Below are 20579 nucleotides of genomic sequence, written 5' to 3' on the forward strand. Positions count from 1 at the left end.
CGAGTTCCTAAAAGGCGATTTAGTTGTGGGGCACCCCAACATTTGACAAAGAACCAGAAAAAAGACCGCGAAGAGGGAGCATCTCTTCACGGTCTGTTTTGCCTTAGGCAAATTCCGCACCGTCCCAAAGGATAATCCTCTTTTCCTTGAGAGAGCGGGGTACATCAATGATTCGCTGGTTCCTGCTGCCCTTGAAGCGCAGGTTGAGGTCCTTTTCAGAAAGGACGAATTCCCCGTCAACAAGAACGTCCAAATAGCCCAGCATTTCCATCGTAATGGATGGGTCACCCAAGCGCCCTTTCAGCATATCTTCATCAAAGAGATAGCCGCTGTAGCACCAAATGGTCTTTTGAGGATAGTGCTCACGCACATGGCGCAGGACGCCAACAAGAACCGCTTGATTTTCCGGTTCAAAGGGCTCCCCACCCAAAAGGGAGAAGCCCCTGATATAGTCAGGTTCCAAGGCTTCCATGATTTCCTTGACGGCATGTTGGTCAAAAGGCTTGCCATAAGAAAAATCCCAAGCTTCCTCATTGAAACAGCCTTTACAGTGATGGGTACAGCCGCTTACGAAAAGGGAGACACGGACACCCGGTCCATTGGCGACATCTGTTTTTTTGATAGCGGCATAATTCACGGTGCGGCCCCCTTACAGATGAAGGACGCGGGACTTGATTTCCTTCGTTTTCCCGACGTTCCAGAAGTTTTCGCCCAAATAGCCACAGGTCCGGCGCACAACATTCATCTTACTCTGGTCCTTATTATGACATTGGGGGCATTCCCATTCCAAGTTGTCATTGACCTTGATTTCTCCGTCAAATCCGCAGACCTGGCAGTAGTCGGACTTTGTGTTAAATTCGGCATACTGGATATTGTCGTAAATAAAGCGAACAAGGTCTTCCACAGCTGTCGGATTCTTCTTCATATTAGGAATCTCGACATAGGAGATGCAGCCTCCTGTAGAAATGGGCTGGAACTGATTTTCGAACTTGAATTTGCTGAAAGCATCGATATGTTCACGGACATCAACATGATAGGAATTGGTATAGTATCCTTTGTCCGTAATATCCTTGATAGTGCCGAAGCGTTCCTTGTCGATGCGGGCAAACCGGTAGCACAGGGATTCAGCCGGGGTTCCATACAGAGAGAATCCCAGTCCCGATTCAGCACGCCACTTCTTGCAGGCCGCGTTGAGGTGCTTCATGACACGCATAGCAAATTCCTCGCCTTCCGGTGTCGTGTGGCTGCATCCCTTCATGGCCACCGTGCATTCATAAAGGCCGATATACCCCAACGACAGCGTGGAGTAGCCATTTTCCAAGAGCTTATCAATGGTTTCGCCCTTCTTTAGACGGGCAATGGCCCCGTTTTGCCAATGGATTGGGCTGACATCGCTGCGAATCCCCTTGAGGGCATTATGACGGACCATAAGTGCTTCACGGCAGAGTTCCAAGCGTTCGTCAAGGAGTTTCCAGAACTTATCCTCATCGCCCTTGGCAATGATGCCAATCTGGGGCAGGTTGATGGAAACAACCCCTTGATTGAAGCGGCCTTCAAATTTATAGTGTCCATCCTTATCCTTCCAAGGTACGAGGAAGCTTCGGCATCCCATGGGGGAAAAGACATTGCCTTCATAGTTTTCGCGCATCTTCTTGGCCGAAATATAGTCCGGATACATCCGTTTAATGGAGCAGCGTACAGCAAGCTCAGTCAAGTAATCATACTTACCACCCTTGAGGCAGTTATTTTCATCAAGGACATAAACCAGTTTCGGGAAGGCCGGAGTAACGTAGACACCGGCTTCATTCTTGATGCCTTCCAAACGTTGCTTGAGGATTTCCTCGATGATTTGAGCATTTTCTTCAATGTACTCGTCCTTGGGATCCAAATGAAGGAAAAGGGTTACGAAAGGAGACTGTCCATTAGTCGTCATCAAGGTATTGATCTGGTACTGGATTGTCTGGACACCGCTTGCCAGTTCTTCCTTCATGCGGGCATCGAGGATTTCGTTGAGTTCCTTTTCACTCAGTGAACCTTGGGTGGATTCCACAAGGCGTTTACGGAACTTATCCCGGCTGCGGCGGAGATATTTGCCCAGGTGGGAAATATCAACGGACTGTCCGCCATATTGGGCAGACGCGACAGACGCAATGATCTGGGTCATGACCGTGCAGGCAACTTGGAAGCTCTTTGGGCTTTCAATGAGTTTGCCATGCATGACCGTTCCATTATCCAGCATATCCCCAATATTGATAAGGCAGCAATTGAACATGGGCTGGATAAAATAGTCCGAATCATGAAAGTGAAGGATACCTTCATCATGAGCACGGGAAATCTTTTCCGGCAGCACAATCCGGCGCGTCAAATCACGGGATACTTCTCCGGCAATAAGGTCACGCTGGGTGGAAACCATAACGGCGTTCTTGTTGGAATTTTCTTCCATGACATCCTTGTTCTTGTTGCTGATCAGAGACAGGATGGATTCATCCGTCGTATTGGCTTTACGGACAAGGGCCCGGTTGTAGCGATAAATAATGTAGGCTTTGGCCAGTTCGTAACGGCCGCGGTTCATGATCTGCTTTTCGACCATATCCTGGATATCTTCCACAAGGAAGCGTTTCCTTTTCTTTCCTTCTACGAAGGAGGCGATGGTATCAATATCAGATTCCGGAAGTCGTTCTCCCTCCTCCACTGCTTTATTGGCCTTTTGAATGGCAACCACGATCTTATGCCGATCAAAGGATACAGTTGACCCATCCCGCTTTATGACTTGCATTCCCATCGCACTCATCCTTTCTTGATTTTTCTCTTATAGAAGGTGAAAGAACACGCTGTCCTAACGTGCCCTTTGCTGACCAAACATAAAAGCATCCGCTCCCTTTCCTTAAAAAAGCGGTGGAATAAAAAGCGAATCCGCCCAGAGCGATTACGCATATAGAATACACCATATTGGGTCGGAGCGCAAGAAAAATATCAACATATAGTGCTATTTGGGTAATTTTTCACGGCTACTACACAACACCTAGTTTGCACATTTGTCATGGACAGAGGTTACGATTGAGCATAAAAAGAAAGGACTGGACAATTTTCCAATGAGAAGATTTTGCTTCACAAAGTCACGCTAACATGCCATTCTCATCATAGAATGGCAGGAGGAAACAGGATTACACTTTTTAAACACGATTAATAGACAAAGAGGAGAAAAATCCACTGAAATATCATGAGAATTTTTTTCCTTCCTTTATCCGTTAGTAATGTTTGTAATAATTATTACCTCTTGATAAAAGCAGCCAGAAACATCCCCATATGAAAAAGGCTGCCCCCAAAGGGACAGCCTTTTTGCAATCATCAGAGGCTTTCAGCAAATGCTTCGAGAGCCGTCGTAGCTTGACCAAAGTCACGGGTCATTTGATCGACGCCAACTTTGATATGAGGAATGTGGTGACGATCCAGCGCCTTCTTCAGGTCAGGATATTCCATTTCCTCAGGATCGCAGAACTGCATCATGAAGACAATGACGCCTTCAGCACCGCTTTCCTTCACAAGGCTGCAGACATGTTCATTTCTCGTATCTTCCTGGTAGGAAGGATCGTAGAGGAGAACATCGTTGCCCTGTTTGGAGAACTGGACAGCCAGTGCCTGCAGGCCATTATCCAGGTCTTCCGGAGCATCCACAGCGAAGCTGCGGCTTTCATAAGCACAGTCATCAGCAGCAATGGCGAGTTTGTTGTCATCAAGGGCTTTCAGGATGCCAGGCATATTGTAGATAATTCCGGAAACGACAACCTTATGGCCATCGAACTTGCCAACAGGAGCAGCGGCCAGTTCTTTGTTGAGGGCTTCCAGTTTGTCCGAATATTCATCCTTCAGCATGAAGTAAGCTGCACGCAGAACGGCTGCACGAACAGAAGCAGGGATCAGGTCAGGATGGGCGTTCGTCAGCTTGCAGAATTCGCGGCGGGCCTTACGGCTGCGATTATACACTTTGATGGCATCAAGGATGGCATCGTTTGTGATTTCATGGCCGCAGATTTCTTCCAAATGGCCTTTGACTTCATTGTATGCGTCATAGGTGAACTGCTTGCCGGCAGCATTCTGACGAACCTGAGGATGGGCCAAGAAGATGACCGGCATCTTGTCCTTCATGGCGACCTTGAAGTTTTGGCTCATCGGACGCAGAGTATCGCACAGAACCGGCGTAATGATCCCGTCGATGTCGTCAAGGGTCCCATCAAGCAGCATTTCCAGGGACTGCTGAGCAATCGTGCAGTAGAAGGTAGCGCAGTATTCTTTTGAACGAATCTGCTGTTTGCCATTGCTGCCCCAGATTCCCATCGGAACCATACCAGCAGCATAGACGAGTTCCTCCGGAACATAGTAAGGCAGGCAGCCAATTACTTTCTTGCCTTGGCCCTTGTATTTGGCCAACATGGTCTTCGGGCTGGCAGATACTTTTTTGAATTCTTCAATCAGTTCACTGATAGCCATTGTCAATTCCCCTTCTTTGCGTCATTTGCTTCCATGGCTTCGACCAAGCCCTGTACACGCGTTTCATACTGAGCAGCGTTGAAGTTTCTCGGGTCAGCCTGGTCACCGTCAAAGCCGGCGGTCGGGATGCCCAGATCCTTCGTGAAGCGGCGCTGCATTTCAGGCATGTACCCACTCCAAGGTTTGCAGGAGCGGTTATAGTGAACCAGAACACCGTCGACTTTGTTGTCGCGGATCAGGCCTTCACGCCAAGCAACACCTTGTTCAATGGAAACGGAGTTCGGAGCCTTGCAGTAAGCCTTGACGAGTTCATCCAGGTTATTGTAGACAAAGCCAAAGGCCGGTGCGTAAACAACGCCCGTGATGTTGAGACCGTTAGCCTTGAGCGGTTTGAAGAGGTCAGGCAGTTTCGGCCAGCAAGGAATGCCTTCGAACATGATACGATGCTGTTCCTTGAAAGGAGCGGTCGTCGTGCCGTTCTTGACATGCTCTTCCAGTTCGCTGGCGAGCAGTTCAAAAGCTTCAGCTGCTTCAACACGGCCACGGGCCGTTACAACGTCAGCCATGTGGTTGAAAAGGTCAAAGCCGTTGAACGGGGACGGTTTATACTGGAGGTAATCGCAAACCTTCAGCCAAGCTTTAGCCGTACGGTTGGCGTTCTGGCAGCACTGTTCAAACTTATCTTCGTCAAATTTTTTGCCGGAAATTTCTTCCATTTGACGGATTGCCGTATCAAGCTGGCTGCGGATATATTTGACGTTGGCTTCGTTGACATGGTCGAATTCGTTGTAAGGAACGTCGATCATGATGAGAGGAATATTATGACGGCGAGCAATGTCTTCATACCATTTGGTCATGCAGTTGCAGATGTTGTTGCAGCACAGGACGAAGTCCGGCATCGGCATGGTCATCTGACGATATTTATGAAGCGCATTCTGACGGCGGGTCTTTTCTTCCCCATCAGGAAGGGCAGCGATTTCATAGATATTATCCGTCGTTGCATACGGTTTCAGGGTCTTCGGATCCTTGACCGGCTTGCCGTTTTCATCAAGGACTTTATTGCCATTGGCATCTTTCAGGGGTTTGCCGCTGTTCGGATTGATGACATAGTTGCCATCTTTGTCCATTTTGTTGGCACCGCGGTAACCAGCAGCATAGGCCAGGGAAATGCGGGAATAGCCGCAGATATCGTTATCATAGCCCAGGTCTTCAGCAGCCTGGCACATAACTTCGCCATCACGGTTGGCTGCAATACCGGCAGCCTGGTTTTCAGGGTAGCCGACATGCAGTCCAAAGGATTCAGCCAGTTCGCAGGGGAACTTGGAAGACGACCAGCCTACAGGTTCGCCGGCTTCTTTGGCTTCTCTCAGTTCACGATAAACTTTTTCAACTACGTCTCTTAATGCCTGGACGCCAGGACTTACAGTTTTTGCCATAATGATCCTTCCTTCTTTTCATCAAGTTGAGCGCTTACTTGCTCGCCTTCCGATATGCATAGAGTGCCGCTCCCAGGGCCCCATTGTACTGGGCCAAGGGGGATGTCTTGATTTCTACACCAAGACCTTCCTCCAATGCTTGGACAATGCCGTAGTTTTGCGCAACCCCACCGGTCATGGCTACGTCTGGAGAAACTCCGACGCGGTTGACAAGACCAATGACACGGCTGGCAACGGAACGATGGATACCGGCAATGATGTCGATTTTATTGGTTCCTTTCGACAGCTGGCTGATGACTTCCGATTCCGCAAAGACCGTACAGGTTGAACTGATAGGCACACGTTTCGTGGACTGCGCCCCCAGCGGAGCAAGATCACTGACCTTGACTTCGAGGACACGGGCCATAACATCAAGGAAACGTCCCGTACCTGCGGCACATTTATCGTTCATCTGGAAGTTGGTCATCGCACCATTCTCAATATGGATGACCTTGGCATCCTGTCCGCCAATATCAATGACCGTGTGGACATTGGGCCAAAGGAAATGGGCCCCCATGGCATGGCAGGAAAGTTCACTCATCTGCTTATCGGCAATGCCTTCCAAGGAATTCCGGCCATACCCCGTTGCCAGGGTAAAGGCCAGATCCTCTCTTTTCATGTTGGCACTCTCAAGGACTTCGGAAATGGCACGGGCCGGGCCGGTCGTGCCAGCCCCAACGTCCACGAGGGACTTGGCGACAATGTCTTTGCCATCCTTGAGGATGATGCATTTTGATGCAGTGGAACCAATATCAATTCCGAGGGTATAGATACTCATTCAGTAAAGTTCCTCCTAAGGAAATTATTTCTTCGTGAAGGTATCGAACTCTCTGATGGCTCTAGGCAGCAGCATTTGATGGAACGGGCAGACAGATTTCGGATTCTGATAAGCAGCTTCGGCGAAGGCTTCTACATAGCCACGAAGGTTCGAGAAATCAACGATTTCATCAACAAGGCCGAGTTCAGCGCAGACCTTTGGACGAGATTTCGTATGGAAGGCTTCAATCAGGGCATTCATCTTATCGATGGTCGGCTGCAGATCCTTGCCGGCTTTCTTATCTTTGGCAAGACGTCTGGAATACATAGCCACAGCAGCGGTTTCGCCGTTCATGACATAGATTTCCGTAGCAGCCGTGCCAATGGAGAATGCGTTCGTATCGTTGCCCTGAGGCCCGCCCAGTACATAGTGGGCAGCTGCAGAACCTTTTCTCAGAGTAATTTCGAATTGTGGAATATTGGAGTTCTGGATGGAATAGATCAAGGATTGACCCAAGCCAAGCAGTTCGGCTTTTTCAGCGTCGTTGCCGACGTCGATACCGGACGTATCCTGGATCCAGACGATAGGCAGACGGTCTCTCGAGCAGAGCGTCACGAATTCGTTCATCTTGATGAGACCCTGCCGATAGAGCTTGCCGCCCATACCAACAGCACCGGTCTTGTATTCAGGATAGTTCATCAACAGGCCCATAAAGTTGGCAACAACACCGACCACGAGGCCGTTGACCTTTGCCATACCGGTAATCATTTCAGGACCATAGCCCTTCTTGTATTCGCTGAATTCGCTGTTATCAAAGAGCCGTCCAATGACGTTATACATATCATAGGCTCTCTTATCGTTCAGCGGAACCAAGGAGTAGAGATCATCCAGAGGCAGAGCCGGTGCTTTCGGATCGTCAACGCGGAAGAATTCCGGATTGTAGCTCGGCAGCATGCCAATGTACTTTTTGATTCCTTCGAGAACGCCTTCTTCGGAAGCATAGACTTCACGGAAGAAGCCCGTTTCAGTGTAATGGATATCAACCGCTCCCGGGGGTTCGGTCTTGCCGCTTTTCGCAACAGATTCAGCAATCTGTTCAGCGCCTTCCATGTCGATGTAGCCTTTCGGGCTCATACCGCCAAGGATCCCGGCGCCACCGACAGCCATATTGGCCTTTTCATGGGCAATGAGGATGGTCGGACTGATGGAGTGGTAGCCGCCGCCAGCAGGGTTCGTCCCGTAAATGCCTACGATAACAGGAATACCAAGTTGGTTCAGTTCAGCATTACGGAAGAAAGGCGTACCACCGCCACGGCGGTTCGGATAAACCTTTTCCTGTTCGTCGAACTTAACGCCCGAGCAGTTGAGGACATAGACAAGGGGGATGCGCAAGGTCTTTGCCGTGTCAGAAGCACGGAGCAGGCATTCAGCCTGACCCGGTACCCAAGCACCAGCAAGCTTCTTGTTATCAGAAGCAACGATGACAGCCCACTTGCCGTTGATGCGGCCCAAGCCCTTGACAATGCTGACGGAACCGTTCTTGTTGCCTTCAGGATTGTACAGGGTGTTGAGCGGTCTGAAGGTGCCCGGTTCAACCAGTTTTTCAACGCGCTGCAGTGCAGTCAGCTGACCGGATTCATTCAGGGATTCATCACTGCGGCCGGCAGACTGGGCAGCCTTGATGAGTTCGTGGATCTCGGCTTCGATAGCTTTCAGCTGGGCTTCGTTTTCCGGATTCGCTTTCTTCATCGCTTTGCCGACTTGCGGCATATGTTCAAAATAACGGGGCATAGAGTAAAAACCCATGTTTTTCGTTCCTCCTACTTATCTCTTATTTGGCTTCCGGCACAGGCACTTTGATGAAGGCTTGGCCCGGGTCAATTTCTTCACGGATCAATTTGATAACGGACGGTTCCGGAGCTTCCAATTCAACAGCACGGGAAACATCGATTTCAAAGCCCGTATTTTCGATGACATCTTCGGGGGAAGAGGTCGGATAATATCCAGCCAGGTACATTCTCTTGGTCTTTTCGTCGAATTTGAGGATCCCGCGGTCGGTAACAACCATTTGAGGACCTACTTCGCCGGGAAGGCCCAGTCTTTCACGTCCGCCAGGGCCATCAATCCAGCCCGGGCTGGTCACATAGTCGATCTTATCCATGAATCTGCGTTTTTCATGCTGCATCATGATGATCGTATTGGAGTAGGTTGCAATGCCGTTTGCACCGCCAGAACCGGTGAAACGGGTCTTCGGATGATGATAGTCACCAATAGAGGTGGAGTTTACGTTCCCATAGGGGTCGATCTGCGCACCGCCGATGAAAGCGATGAGACGGTTTTCCTTATGGAGGTATTCGTTGATTTCAAAGCCAACGAAACGAACGTTGGGCCAAATGGTGCCGCAGTGGGCCATGAATCTCAGGTCACCAACGGAACGAGGTACTTCAACAGGGGAGCAGTCCATGAGACCACTTTCTACGATGATGTGGCAGTCCGGAGCATAGACCCTCTTAGCAACGCTGGCACCGATCAGGGGGAGCCCGGTCCCAACGGTTACGACTTGACCATTTTTAATCTGCTTGGCAATGGTAACTGCCTGCATTTCTTTATTGGTGTAATTCGTGTAATCAGCCATCCTAATTAGCCCTCCTTCGTCATATCAACATGATACCCAAGACCAGGAACAACCTTCAGGTTGATGAGGCGGGTTGCACCCAGTTTGTTCAGGTATTCATCGTGATCTTTCAGGTCGAAGACCCATTCCTTGCAGAATGCATCGAAATCTTCCTGGGTCTTGGAAACAACATCATAGACCTTCAGGAACGGATTATCATAGTCATACAGGCCGAAGCACTGAGACGGATGAGCGCCATAAGGAGCCAAGACAACAGCATCTACGCACATGCAGGGGATGTCGTTTTGGGTCGGGTCGCGGCGGATTTCTTCATTGCTGATGATTTCTTCGCACGTAACGATGGTGTGCTTAGCTGCCATAGCAATATCGACATCCTGGAACTTACCGCCCCAGATACGGACCGTACCATCCGGAGAGGCCTGCTGAGCATGGATGATGGCTACATCGATCTGAGGAACAGGAATGGCAAGGACGCGCTGCTTGTCGTTGAACGGGTTCTTGATTTCGACGAATTTGTCATCGGGAACCTTGTCAAGGGTCTTGCGGACTTCCTTGCTGATGCCCCATTCGGTTTCAAGGCTGGAACCCTGCATCAGGGAAACCGGAAGGAACGGAAGGCCAAGGGCAGCGGCATGCCACATCATGTAGATTACATCCTGGGAATAATCTTCCATGGTAAGTTTGCCTGCTTCGAACCATTTGCGGAAGCGTCTGGAAACATTCGTTACGCCAGAGTTAGCCGTGTAGCAGTTGATATATGCCTTGACACGGCCGCAGCCAATGAGCATATCCCAGTCACCGCCGGCAGCACCGGAAAGTCCGGTCAGGTCCGTGATTCCCTGTCTCAGGATTTCATAGACGGCGGCATACGGTTTACGGTCGGTCGTAAAACCACCCAGTGCAAGATGGTCACCACTGTGGACATACTTTGCAATAGCGTCTTTTAACGTCATTACTTTACTCAAAGCAAAAACCTCCTTTTAATTTCCATACTTTGGCTAAGCATGCTGAAGATCCGGAACCATCGTCCTCTAAATCATCCATCCCCCTTTGAACATTCTCGATTCAGGTTCCGATTGGTATCACTCTTCATAGTACAAAGCGATTATAACACAAATAACTATTTTTTTAAATTCAATTTCAAGGATTTATGCGTTTTTTAACAATTTTATATGAATTCGGACAATTTTTTTTATTGAAAAACTAAAAAAGCCCATTTTTCCTAGCTTTTTTCTAAATTGGCCCCATAACAATAATCATGCTTTTTCCGTTTTTTCACGAAAACAGCCAAAAAAATGTTACATATGAAAAAAAACGGGTCCCTGTTTTCAAGGGGGTATCCCGTATGCAATCAAAATGTAGTTATATTTTTAAGCAGAAGTATGGGGATAGTGACCCTTTCCTTTTTCCTTTTCCCACCAGATGGCTGCCGCCCTTTGGAGCACTTCGGAAGTATTGGAAAGACTCCGGTCCTGGACACGGGAAAGAAGCAGGGGCAGCAGTCTTTTAAGGACCTTTTGCGGGATTCCCGCAGCGATGAGGTCGCGTCCGCTTATGGCAAGATCTGCTGTATGGACAGGCATGGCACCGGCCATTCGAAAAAGCTGATTCGCAAAATGGCGTGCCAGCGCTTGACTTTCTGCAGAAGCCGTTGTGGCTGCCATATCGGCAAGGCAAAGATTCCCCAGTTCCCGAAAAGCTTCCTGCAGGTCCTTGGTACGGCGGAAGGTCCCGCTGCGGGCTTCCTTCCGAAGCCAGCGCCAAAGTGCCGCATCCGGCAGGAACCGACTAGGACCAAAATGCATATGGTTTCCTACGAGAAAAGCCACACGCTTCACTAGGTCCTCGCTTTCCCCCAGACGGCGGAGGATGCCTTCAGCCATGACTTTTCCCACTTTGTCATGTCCATGGTCACTGGGCATGCCATCGGGGCGGATGCCCCTGACGCCCTCCCTTCCTTTTCCCACATCGTGAAGCAGGATGGCCCAGCCCAGGGTCAGGGAACCGTCACTGTGATTTAAGGCATGCCAGATATGGCCCCATACATCAAAGGGATGGAAGCGGGGATTTTGGGGGACACCCACAAGATCGAGAAGCTCTGGCAAAATAGGGACGCTTTCATAGTTCCCCTCTTTTTTGATTCGGCACGGCATCCCTGCAAGACCGCTTTGGACCATGAGGTCCATGCCCCGACCAGCGTAGGGTGCCATAAGAAGTTTGTGCAGTTCCGTTTTGACCCGGAAAAGAGAAAGGCCTTTTACGCGCAGGGCTTCCGCCTTGATTGCCGGGAGGATACCAGCTTCAGGAACAAAGCCGAGCTGTGCGACAAAACGGCAGGCCCGAAACATGCGCAGGGCATCTTCGGCAAAACGGGCCGAAGGGGATCCAACCACGCGCAGGACATGATGTTCAAGGTCATGCCGACCGCCATAGGGATCGGTCAAGTTCCCCGCAAGGTCCATCGCCATGGCATTGACCGTAAAGTCCCTGCGGGCCAGGTCTTCTTCCAGGGTCTGGCAGTACGCAACACCGTTCGGGCGGTGCGCGTCCGTTCCATAAGTTTCCTTGCGGTAGGCAGCAACTTCAACAGCGCGCCCTTCTACAAGAAGGACCAGGACACCAAAATTTTCTCCCCGATTTTCCACGACAGAAAGACCCGCCCCTTTGCAAAGGCGGCGGGTTTCTTCCGGTCGGGCACTCGTGACGATATCATAATCATGGGGGTGCTTTCCGCAAAGCAGATCGCGCACTGCTCCGCCAACAACATAGGCTTCAAATCCATGTTTTTGAAACAGTTCCAAGACCGTTATGACATAAGAAGGAAATAGGGGCGCCATCAAGGGGCCTCCTTTCATGACTTAATCCCCATCAGGGGCATTGAGGAGGGTAAAAACACCCACGGCCAACGAAGGATTGGAAACCAAGCGGATCTTGGCGCCAAATTCCTGTTCCATGTCTTTCATCCCATGAAGGCGAAGCCATTCCTCTACCAGAGGGTGAACAGAAAGGGCCAAACTGTGGGCCATGGCATGGTCGAGATAAAGGCTGCGCAGCCGGCGCCGGATTTCTACATAGACCGTTTCCGGCGATTCCACACGGCCGCTTCCCTGACACATGGGACAAGTCGTATAGACGGTACCAAAGAGGTTGCGCCGCGCCTTCATCCGCGTCATCTCCACAAGATTCAAGGCTGTCATGCCCATGACACGGGGCTTCATACGGTCCATGGCAAATTCCCGGCGCAAGAGGTCCAGGATTTCCTCCTGTTCCTCCTTGCGGTCCATATCAATGAAATCAGCAACGATGATGCCGCCGATATCCCTCAGCCGTAACTGACGGGCAATCTCCAAAGCCGCTTCACGGTTCGTGGCAAGGCTTGTCTCCTCTCGGTCACTGCCAGTTGAATAGTGACCGCTGTTGACATCAATGACCGTCATGGCCTCCGTGTAGTCAAAGACAAGGGAACCGCCGCCAGGCAGGGGAACCACCCGGTCAGAAATGCTGGCAATTTCCTCATTGAGTCCATAATGAGTAAAGAGGTCTTCCTTTTCCTGATACCATTCGGTCCGAATTTCTGTAAGGCCCATATCTTGAAGGAGCTCTTCCACCGTGTGATAGGTCGCTTCGTCATCGACAATGATTTTCCGCACATCTTTTGTTACATAGTCCCGGATCATACGAATTGACAGGTCAAGTTCCCGATAAAGCAGCTGCGGTCCCCGCCCCACCTTGCTTCGGCGCAAAAGGATCTGCCAACTGGCAAGGAGCTGACGCAGGTCATTTTCAATTTCCTCGTCGGCTGCCTTAGCCGCTGCGGTTCGGATGACAACCCCCATCCCCTCGGGAAGACTTTTTTGGACGAGCGCCCGCAGACGGGTGCGGAGGGATTTGCAGGTAATCTTCCGAGACAGGGAAATGCGGCTGCCAAAAGGTTCAAGGACGATGTAACGGCCCGGCAGGGTCACGTTCCTCGTGACGCCCGGCCCTTTGGTTCCCCGACAGTCCTTAATGACCTGGACAAGGAGCATCTGACCTTCCGTCAGGTGATCCTGTTTATGAAGCGTCAGGAACCCATTTTTCCCCACATTAAGATCGATAAAGGCAGCCTGGATACCGGGGACAACATTTGATACACGGCCTCGGTAAATATTGCCAACAAGGTTTCCCTCCCCGCGGCGCTCAACGGCAAAGTCACGGAGCTTGCTGTCAAAAACCAGGCCCATGCGGGTCTCCTCCGGTTTGACACTGACAAAGATGGCTGTCATAGGGTGCCGCTTTCCAGCGTCATGCCACCGGCCTGAAGAAGCGGCCGTTTTTCTCCATGGGGGCCTGCTGCATAGAGGTCAAGACGGGCAATATCAGCTTTGTCAAGATCAAGGGAAAGGCCGAAGTCATCGTGAAGAACCTTCAAAAGCTCAGAGGCCTTCATACTGCCTTCTTGGGAAACCAGGCAGTCAAATCGGAGCGTCAGCATGTTCCCTTCATAAGAAGCCTGGACATGGGGGACGAAGGCTTTGGCATTTACGATGCGTGGGCTCCCTTTGCCTTTGCCGTGGGTTTTCATATAAAGGGCCTTTTCCGCCCTTTCGTAGCGCTGGAGTCCTTCGAAAGGATCTGCCGCACAGGGAACCTTCACCAAATAAGTTGTTCCAGCAACCGAAGCCATGAGTTTCGGTGCCTTGTCATCTGCCAGATCGGCACGTACGATATGGATACCCATGGGGAGATTACGGGAAAGGGCATCAACGAGGTCCTTTAGGGGGACGAGCTCCCGCAGATAAAGTTCCAGAAACTCAGCCTTACTCGTCACCCCAACACTCAGGGCAGAAGCTAAGGAAAACTTCATATGAGGATTGAAGCCTTGGGAATAGGCAACAGGAATCCGGGCCCGACGAATGGCTTTCTCCAAGGTCTTCAAATATTCCAGATGGGAAATGAACCGGATCCCGGATTCTTTTGTAATCTGCAGCCGTAGTTTCATGCTTCCTTCCCCTTCCAATCAATGATTTTGACCCCCAGCTGCTGACAGACCTGACAGCCCGTGCAGGCGCCGCGCCGACAGTCAGGGGTCAAAGCAGCTTCCTGGGCCCGTTCATATTCTTTCCACAGGAAGTCGCGGGAAACGCCGCAGCTCGTGTGCTCCCAAGGAAACTTCTCATTTTTCCCGCGGGGGCGATTGTTGTAGAAGGCCATATCAAGTCCAGCTCCTTCAATGGCTTTTTTCCAGCGGTCAAAGGAAAAATGTTCGGACCAGCTATCAAAACGGGCCCCATCCCGAAAAGCCAGGTAGATGGCTTTGGAAAGACGGCGGTCTCCCCGGGCAAGGACGCCTTCCATGAGACTTGTGAGGGAATCATGGTACTGGAAATTGACATTTTTCATCGTGTCGAAGACTTCCTTAAGGAGCATATGCTTTCGGTCAAATTCCGCTTTTGTATCCTGCCCCACCCAAGCAAAAGGCGTATAAGGCTTAGGGACAAAGTTGGATACGCTTACTGTAATGCGGGCCCCAAAGCGGCCCGTAATCTTTTTGTACTGCCACTTCACGGCCCTGGCAAGATGAGCAATCGCAAGAATGTCCTCATCGGTTTCTGTCGGCAGACCAATCATGAAATAAAGCTTTACCTGGGACCAGCCATTTTCAAAAGCGGCGCTCACCGCATCCATGAGGTTTTCTTCCGTAACCCCTTTATTGATTACATCGCGCATGCGCTGGCTGCCGGCTTCAGGAGCAAAGGTCAGTCCGCTCTTGCGAACGGCCTGGACTTCCTGTGCCAGTTTTACGGAAAAACTGTCAATGCGCAGGCTCGGCAGGGAAACGCTCACCTTATCATCCTTGAATTCTTCCAAAAGATCCCGTACCAAGGGGTCCAATTGCGAGTAGTCCGCCGTACTTAAGGAGAACATGCTCATTTCGTTGTATCCCGTCGCCGGAACCAATTCGCGGGCCAGTTTCTTGACGTTCTCCGGGGTTCGTTCCCGAACCGGGCGATAAATGATGCCCGCATTACAGAATCGACAGCCGCGGGAACAGCCGCGGAAAAGTTCCAGCATAATCCGGTCATGGACCGTGTCTCCATAAGGAACAATCGGATGGGTCGGAAAATCAAGATCGTTGATATCCGGTTCTACCCGCTTATAGACCGTTGCCGGCACGCCCGGTTCATTAGGCGTCACAGCCTTGATGGTCCCATCATCATCATAGGTCACGGTGTAGAAACTCGGTACATATACGCCCTGGATCCCAGCCACACGGCGCAGGAATTCCTTCCGTCCCCCTGGTTTTCCTTCCAATTTCCAGACCCGGTAGGCATCGGAGACTTCCACAATGATGCGTTCCCCGTCGCCAAGCATGCAAAAATCCAAGAAATCAGCCAGCGGTTCACTGTTAAAGACACAGGGACCGCCAGCACAGACGAAGGGATCATCAAGACCGCGATCCTTGGTCCAAATGGGAACCCCTCCCAGATCCATCATATTCAGGATATTGGAATAGCTCATTTCATAAAGGAGGGTAAATCCAACGAGATCAAAGTCATCAAGACGGCGGCTCGTTTCAAGGCTTTCCAAGGCAATCCCGCGCTCCCGCATCTTGTCTTCCATATCCACCCAGGGCGCAAAGACCCGTTCAGCTTGGATATAGGGTTGTTTGTTGAGAATGGCATAAAGAATCTTGAACCCAAGGTAACTCATGCCAATCTCATAGGTATCAGGAAAAGCGAGGGCAAAGGAAACCTCGACCTCGCTTTCTGGTTTGACGATGCTGCCAAATTCCATCCCCGTATAACGGGCTGGTTTTTCGACAGCACTGAGGATATCAATCGGTAAATCTTTGTGCATAGGGCCTCCTTACTAAAATCTCAAGGTCTTGGGATGAGCATGGATATTCATTAAAAGAGCCACCATGAGCATATTGGTCGTAAGGGAACTGACACCATAACTCATAAAGGGCAACGGAACCCCTGTTACTGGCATGACATTGCTCGTCATGCCCACATTGACCAGGATATGGAAGGTGAACATGGAAACAATCCCAACAGCAAGCAGGGTTCCAAAATCATCGCTTGCGTGAAGGGCAATCGTGATGCCCCGGACAATGACGATCAAGTAGAGGATCAAGATCAGGGTTACCCCAACAAACCCGAACTCTTCGCCGGCCACGGCAAAAATAAAATCCGTATGGTTTTCAGGAAGAAAGTTAAGCTGGCTCTGGGTTCCATTAAAAAGGCCACGGCCAAAAAAAAGACCGGAACCAATCGCAATCATGGACTGGATGACATGGTAACCGCTCCCGTATGGTTCAAGGCCGGGATTGAGGAAGACGCGGATCCGGTTTTTCTGGTATTCATGAAGCATGTGCCAGATAAGAGGCGCTGAAGCAAGGCCCAACCCGCTCATGATGAGAAAATAACGAATCCTGAAGCCGCAGATGATCATCGTCCCTAAGAGAATCGCCAGAAAGACCAGGCTTGTTCCTAGGTCAGGCTGACGCATGACCAGGAGAAAAGGAACAAAGACATAGAGAAAAACAGGAATCCAGCTGCGAAAGTCCGTCAACGTCGGCAGCCGCTGCTCTACAAAAGAGGACAGGCAGACAATCATGATGGCTTTGGAAAACTCACTGGGCTGAATGCTGATAGGCCCCAATTGGAGCCAGCGCTGTGCACCCAACGCACTTTTCCCAACAGCCATAACGGCAACCAGCATAACCAGATTAAAAATATACAGGGGTTTGGCAACATGTTTTAAGATGCGGTAATCAAAACGCATCAGGTAACCGCCCAAAATGAGGTTCACGATGACAAAAAGGGCCTGCCGAAAAACAAAGCGGTAGCGATGGGGACCGGGAATATTGGCATGGGTGGCACTGGCAATCAGAACAAGACCAATGGCAATGAGCAGCATGACGCTCACAAAAAGAACCTTATCCACGTTCCGAAAATACTTTTTAAAGGAATGACGCATGCTTTCTCCTCACTTACCCTTTCTTCTTCGGGGTCGATTTATCTTTCGAAGACCCGCTGCCGGGCTTTTTGACACCCGGTGTCGTAAAGGCATATTCTAAGATGGACTGAACAATTGGAGCGGCTGAAACCGACCCGTAACTGCCCTGCTCCACGACGCAGACGACAACAAGGCTGGGGTTCTTGGCCGGGGCATAGGCAATGAACCATCCATGATCCCTGCCATGGGGGTTTTCTGCCGTCCCGGTCTTACCGGCCACATCAACAGGAAGGGATTTTAGGGCCGATGCCGTCCCCCCTTCTTCCGTTACTGCCCGAAGACCGTCCTGGATAAGGTCCAAGGTTTCCTGGGAAACTGGCAGGCTTCCTTCTTCCTGCGGTTCAAAGCGTTCGGCCACACTGCCGTCGTCATTGATGATTTTGCTCACAAGATGGGGTTTGTAGCGCTTTCCATCGGTCGCCACAGCCGCAAGCATTTCTGCAACCTGCATGGGTGTCGCCAAGGTAAAGCCCTGACCAATGGCTGTATTGAACGTATCGCCCAAGTACCATTCGTCTTCAAAAACCTTTTTCTTGTAAGCCGGGGTTGCGATAAGGCCCGAAGCCTCCCCATAAAGGTCAATCCCGGTTTTCTTCCCAAAGCCGAACTTTTCGGCATATTGGTCGAGCAGATCGATACCGAGGCGATTGCCCATTTCATAGAAATAGACGTTATCCGAAGCGGAAAGGGCCCGTTTGAAATTGATCCACCCTAAGGCTTCACCGCCGGCATTGCGCATATCGACAAGCCAGTGCCGGCCGGAGTCAAAGATGAGTTCATCAGGCGTGACTTTCTTTTCTTCAAGAGCCGCCGAACCCGTAACAATCTTAAAAGTCGATCCCGGCGGATATTCACCAGCAATGGCTTTATCCGTCATGGGATGGAACGGATCCGTATTGATATAGTTCCAGTTCTTTTCACTGATACCGTTTACAAACCAATTGGGATCAAAACCAGGTCGGGAAACAAGAGCCTTGATTTCCCCGTTATTGGGATCAAGGACCACGACGGCGGCACCGCGAGCCCCAATGGCCTTGAGCTGCCGGTCCACGGCAGCTTCCGTGATTCGCTGGAGCTTGGCATCGATGGTAAGGACCAGTCCCTGACCGGGCTTTGGTTCTACTTTGTCCATGACCTGGATGACGCGTCCATTGACGTCGACTTCCTCGCGATAACTGCCGTCCGTACCGCGCAGGTACTTATCATAATAGCTTTCCAGACCAAATTTACCAATGATGTCACCTGCTTTGAGGTTTTCATAAACTCCCTGTTCGATTTCATATTCACTGACTTCACCCACATATCCCAAGGCATGGACAGCCAGTTCCTTATTAGGATAGGTCCGGACAGGCTGGACCTCGATCATGACATCAGGCAGGTAGCGCAGGTTTTCTTCCACCTTGGCTACCACATCGGGCGGTGCGTTGCGCACGATACGGATGGGTTCTGCCGATCCGCCATGGAGATTGATGGTCTCCTTGATTTTGTCTACAGGAATGTGGACAAGATCCGATAGACGCTCGATGGTTTCGTCTCGGTAGCCCGTGTTGCGGCGTGCCAAGGAAACCATGAAGCCTGGCTGATTATTCGCCAGTTCTTCCCCATTACAGTCATAGATTATGCCCCGCGGCGCAAGGATCCGCGTGTAGCGGGTCCGGTTGCCCTCGGCTTGCCGGCTGTAGTAACTGCCCTTGATAATCTGCAGATAGAACATGCGGCCAATCAGGAAAAAGACGATGAGGGCAGAAGCGACGAGCATGAATTCCAAGCGATACGCATATTTTTTATTCAGCACGATGGTATCCTTCCTCACTCGTTACAGATGATAATAATAGGAATGGCGGCGCAGGAGGCGCTCCTTGACCTTTTGGTAGATGATCCAAACAATAGGGGCCATGACAAGGTTCCAGCCAATGGAACGCAGTGTCCAAAGCGCAAAAGAAACAAAAGGCATCCAGCGATGGAGCATGATGCAGAGAAACAGTCCCCGCACCACACCAAGAAGGAGCGTCACAAGCGCGGTTAGGACCATATAAGTGGGCATCCGGTCAGCAAAAACGTTCATGCGGTTGCTGCCAATAAAAGCGCCCACCAAAGCGCGCGTCACTAAATGATAGCCAAAATAGCCAAAAGAGACCACATCGAGGAAAAGCCCCATACCAATTCCATACAGGGCCCCTTTGCGGCCTCCTTGATCAAGGGCATAGAGGATAAGCAGAAGCAGAAGAAAATCAGGAGAATCATAGGTGGTAAAAAGGAGGAACCAATGTGTTTTCAAGGAAAAGAGAAGAAGATTGAGAAAGATCCACAAGAAGGTGTTCATCGGCCGGCTCCTCCTTTAATAGTCTTATTGGGATCTTTTCCCTCTTCGCGGAGAAAGTCGGCAAAACCGGCATAGTTTGTTATGACAAGGGCTTCCTCCAGATGGGTATAGTCCACAGAGGGAATGATCGAGGCCGTTTTGGTCAGGCCGCCCGGATCCATCTGAACATCTTCGACGGTTCCAATGACAAGTCCCTCTGGATGATAGCCAGTGTAGCCGCTCGAAACAATCGTGTCACCAGGGAGCACATCCGCGTTCCGGGCAAGGTTACGCATTTCAAGGGATAGATCGGGGCCGGCAACACCGTTTACAATCCCGGCTGCCCGGGAATCACCGCGCAGATTGAGCCCACCCAAGCTGCTCCGGGAACTCGTAATCAAAAGGACCTTGGACATATGGGGATAGACCGAATCGATGATGCCAATGATCCCAGAAGCATTGACGACGGGCATATTAAGGCGCAGCCCCTCATCACTGCCTTTATCAATGAGAATCACATCCTTGAAATCTCCAATATCCCGGCTGATGACCTTAGCCGGCATGAGTTCGTATTTAGGATGGAGCTCCTTAAACTTCAGAAGTTTGCTGAGCCGTTCATTCTCAGCCTTCATGGCAATAAGCTCCACATTGTTCTGACGCAGGTCGTCGTTCTCCGTCTTAAGTGCCGCATTTTCCTTCTGCAGCGTCTCCTTCGACGTAAAGAAATCCGATACGCTGCGGGCGCCGGAAACGGCCCCACCGACTATGAAATTAATGGGTCTTACAAGGGTGGCAATGGCCGAATTGACCATCGTAAAACGTGAGAGGGCATCAAGGATAATTCCGCCCACGAGAAGGCCAATAACCATAAAAATGGCCAGCCTGATTTTTCTTTCCTGCATCATGCTTCTACTCTTC

16 protein-coding genes are annotated in these 20579 nt (G+C 50.6%); all 16 read right to left on the minus strand.

All coding sequences use genetic code 11. The annotated features are described in order from the left end of the window. Window positions 1-103: 103 nt before the first annotated feature. Window positions 104-637, minus strand: a complete 534-nt coding sequence (nrdG, locus tag QZQ08_RS04515) for an anaerobic ribonucleoside-triphosphate reductase activating protein (RefSeq protein ID WP_009016064.1) — start codon at window positions 635-637, stop codon at window positions 104-106. Window positions 638-649: 12 nt separating this feature from the next. Continuing rightward, complete coding sequence (gene nrdD, locus QZQ08_RS04520; RefSeq protein WP_026385659.1) at window positions 650-2776, minus strand: anaerobic ribonucleoside-triphosphate reductase; 2127 nt, start codon at window positions 2774-2776, stop codon at window positions 650-652. Window positions 2777-3348: 572 nt separating this feature from the next. Next, a complete protein-coding gene (gene hgdB / locus QZQ08_RS04525; RefSeq protein ID WP_014128098.1) occupies window positions 3349-4488 on the minus strand; it encodes a (R)-2-hydroxyglutaryl-CoA dehydratase subunit beta in 1140 nt (379 codons plus the stop codon). Between the two features lie 2 nt (window positions 4489-4490). After that, window positions 4491-5924, minus strand: a complete 1434-nt coding sequence (hgdA, locus tag QZQ08_RS04530) for a (R)-2-hydroxyglutaryl-CoA dehydratase subunit alpha (RefSeq protein WP_009016067.1) — start codon at window positions 5922-5924, stop codon at window positions 4491-4493. A 34-nt stretch (window positions 5925-5958) separates the two neighbouring features. Continuing rightward, window positions 5959-6741: a (R)-2-hydroxyglutaryl-CoA dehydratase activase HgdC gene (gene hgdC, locus QZQ08_RS04535; protein WP_296328541.1), complete on the minus strand. Its 783-nt coding sequence runs from the start codon at window positions 6739-6741 to the stop codon at window positions 5959-5961. Window positions 6742-6765: 24 nt separating this feature from the next. Continuing rightward, window positions 6766-8526 (minus strand): acyl-CoA carboxylase subunit beta, encoded by a 1761-nt coding sequence (locus tag QZQ08_RS04540; RefSeq protein WP_296328543.1) that lies wholly within the window; start codon window positions 8524-8526, stop codon window positions 6766-6768. A 25-nt stretch (window positions 8527-8551) separates the two neighbouring features. Further along, on the minus strand, window positions 8552-9355 hold the full coding sequence (gene gctB / locus QZQ08_RS04545; RefSeq protein ID WP_009016070.1) for a glutaconate CoA-transferase subunit B: 804 nt from the start codon (window positions 9353-9355) through the stop codon (window positions 8552-8554). Window positions 9356-9360: 5 nt separating this feature from the next. Beyond that, complete coding sequence (gene gctA / locus QZQ08_RS04550; RefSeq protein ID WP_009016071.1) at window positions 9361-10320, minus strand: glutaconate CoA-transferase subunit A; 960 nt, start codon at window positions 10318-10320, stop codon at window positions 9361-9363. A gap of 405 nt (window positions 10321-10725) precedes the next feature. Beyond that, a complete protein-coding gene (locus QZQ08_RS04555; protein ID WP_296328548.1) occupies window positions 10726-12192 on the minus strand; it encodes a CCA tRNA nucleotidyltransferase in 1467 nt (488 codons plus the stop codon). A gap of 21 nt (window positions 12193-12213) precedes the next feature. After that, window positions 12214-13620, minus strand: coding sequence for an Rne/Rng family ribonuclease (locus tag QZQ08_RS04560; RefSeq protein WP_296328551.1), 1407 nt, complete (start codon window positions 13618-13620; stop codon window positions 12214-12216). Continuing rightward, window positions 13617-14336 (minus strand): TIGR03936 family radical SAM-associated protein, encoded by a 720-nt coding sequence (locus QZQ08_RS04565; protein ID WP_296328554.1) that lies wholly within the window; start codon window positions 14334-14336, stop codon window positions 13617-13619. The genes QZQ08_RS04560 and QZQ08_RS04565 overlap by 4 nt, the downstream gene beginning before the upstream one ends. Then, on the minus strand, window positions 14333-16195 hold the full coding sequence (locus QZQ08_RS04570) for a TIGR03960 family B12-binding radical SAM protein (RefSeq protein WP_296328557.1): 1863 nt from the start codon (window positions 16193-16195) through the stop codon (window positions 14333-14335). The genes QZQ08_RS04565 and QZQ08_RS04570 overlap by 4 nt, the downstream gene beginning before the upstream one ends. Window positions 16196-16207: 12 nt before the next feature. After that, complete coding sequence (gene rodA, locus QZQ08_RS04575) at window positions 16208-17320, minus strand: rod shape-determining protein RodA (protein WP_296328559.1); 1113 nt, start codon at window positions 17318-17320, stop codon at window positions 16208-16210. 13 nt (window positions 17321-17333) lie between these two features. Further along, window positions 17334-19154: a penicillin-binding protein 2 gene (gene mrdA, locus QZQ08_RS04580; protein ID WP_296328561.1), complete on the minus strand. Its 1821-nt coding sequence runs from the start codon at window positions 19152-19154 to the stop codon at window positions 17334-17336. Between the two features lie 21 nt (window positions 19155-19175). Then, window positions 19176-19682, minus strand: a complete 507-nt coding sequence (gene mreD, locus QZQ08_RS04585; RefSeq protein WP_296328564.1) for a rod shape-determining protein MreD — start codon at window positions 19680-19682, stop codon at window positions 19176-19178. Continuing rightward, window positions 19679-20566 (minus strand): rod shape-determining protein MreC, encoded by an 888-nt coding sequence (gene mreC / locus QZQ08_RS04590; RefSeq protein WP_296328568.1) that lies wholly within the window; start codon window positions 20564-20566, stop codon window positions 19679-19681. Before mreC ends, mreD begins: the two co-directional genes overlap by 4 nt. Window positions 20567-20579 lie beyond the last annotated feature (13 nt).

Source organism: uncultured Acidaminococcus sp. (assembly GCA_900538365.1).
Classification (GTDB): Bacteria; Bacillota; Negativicutes; order Acidaminococcales; family Acidaminococcaceae; genus Acidaminococcus.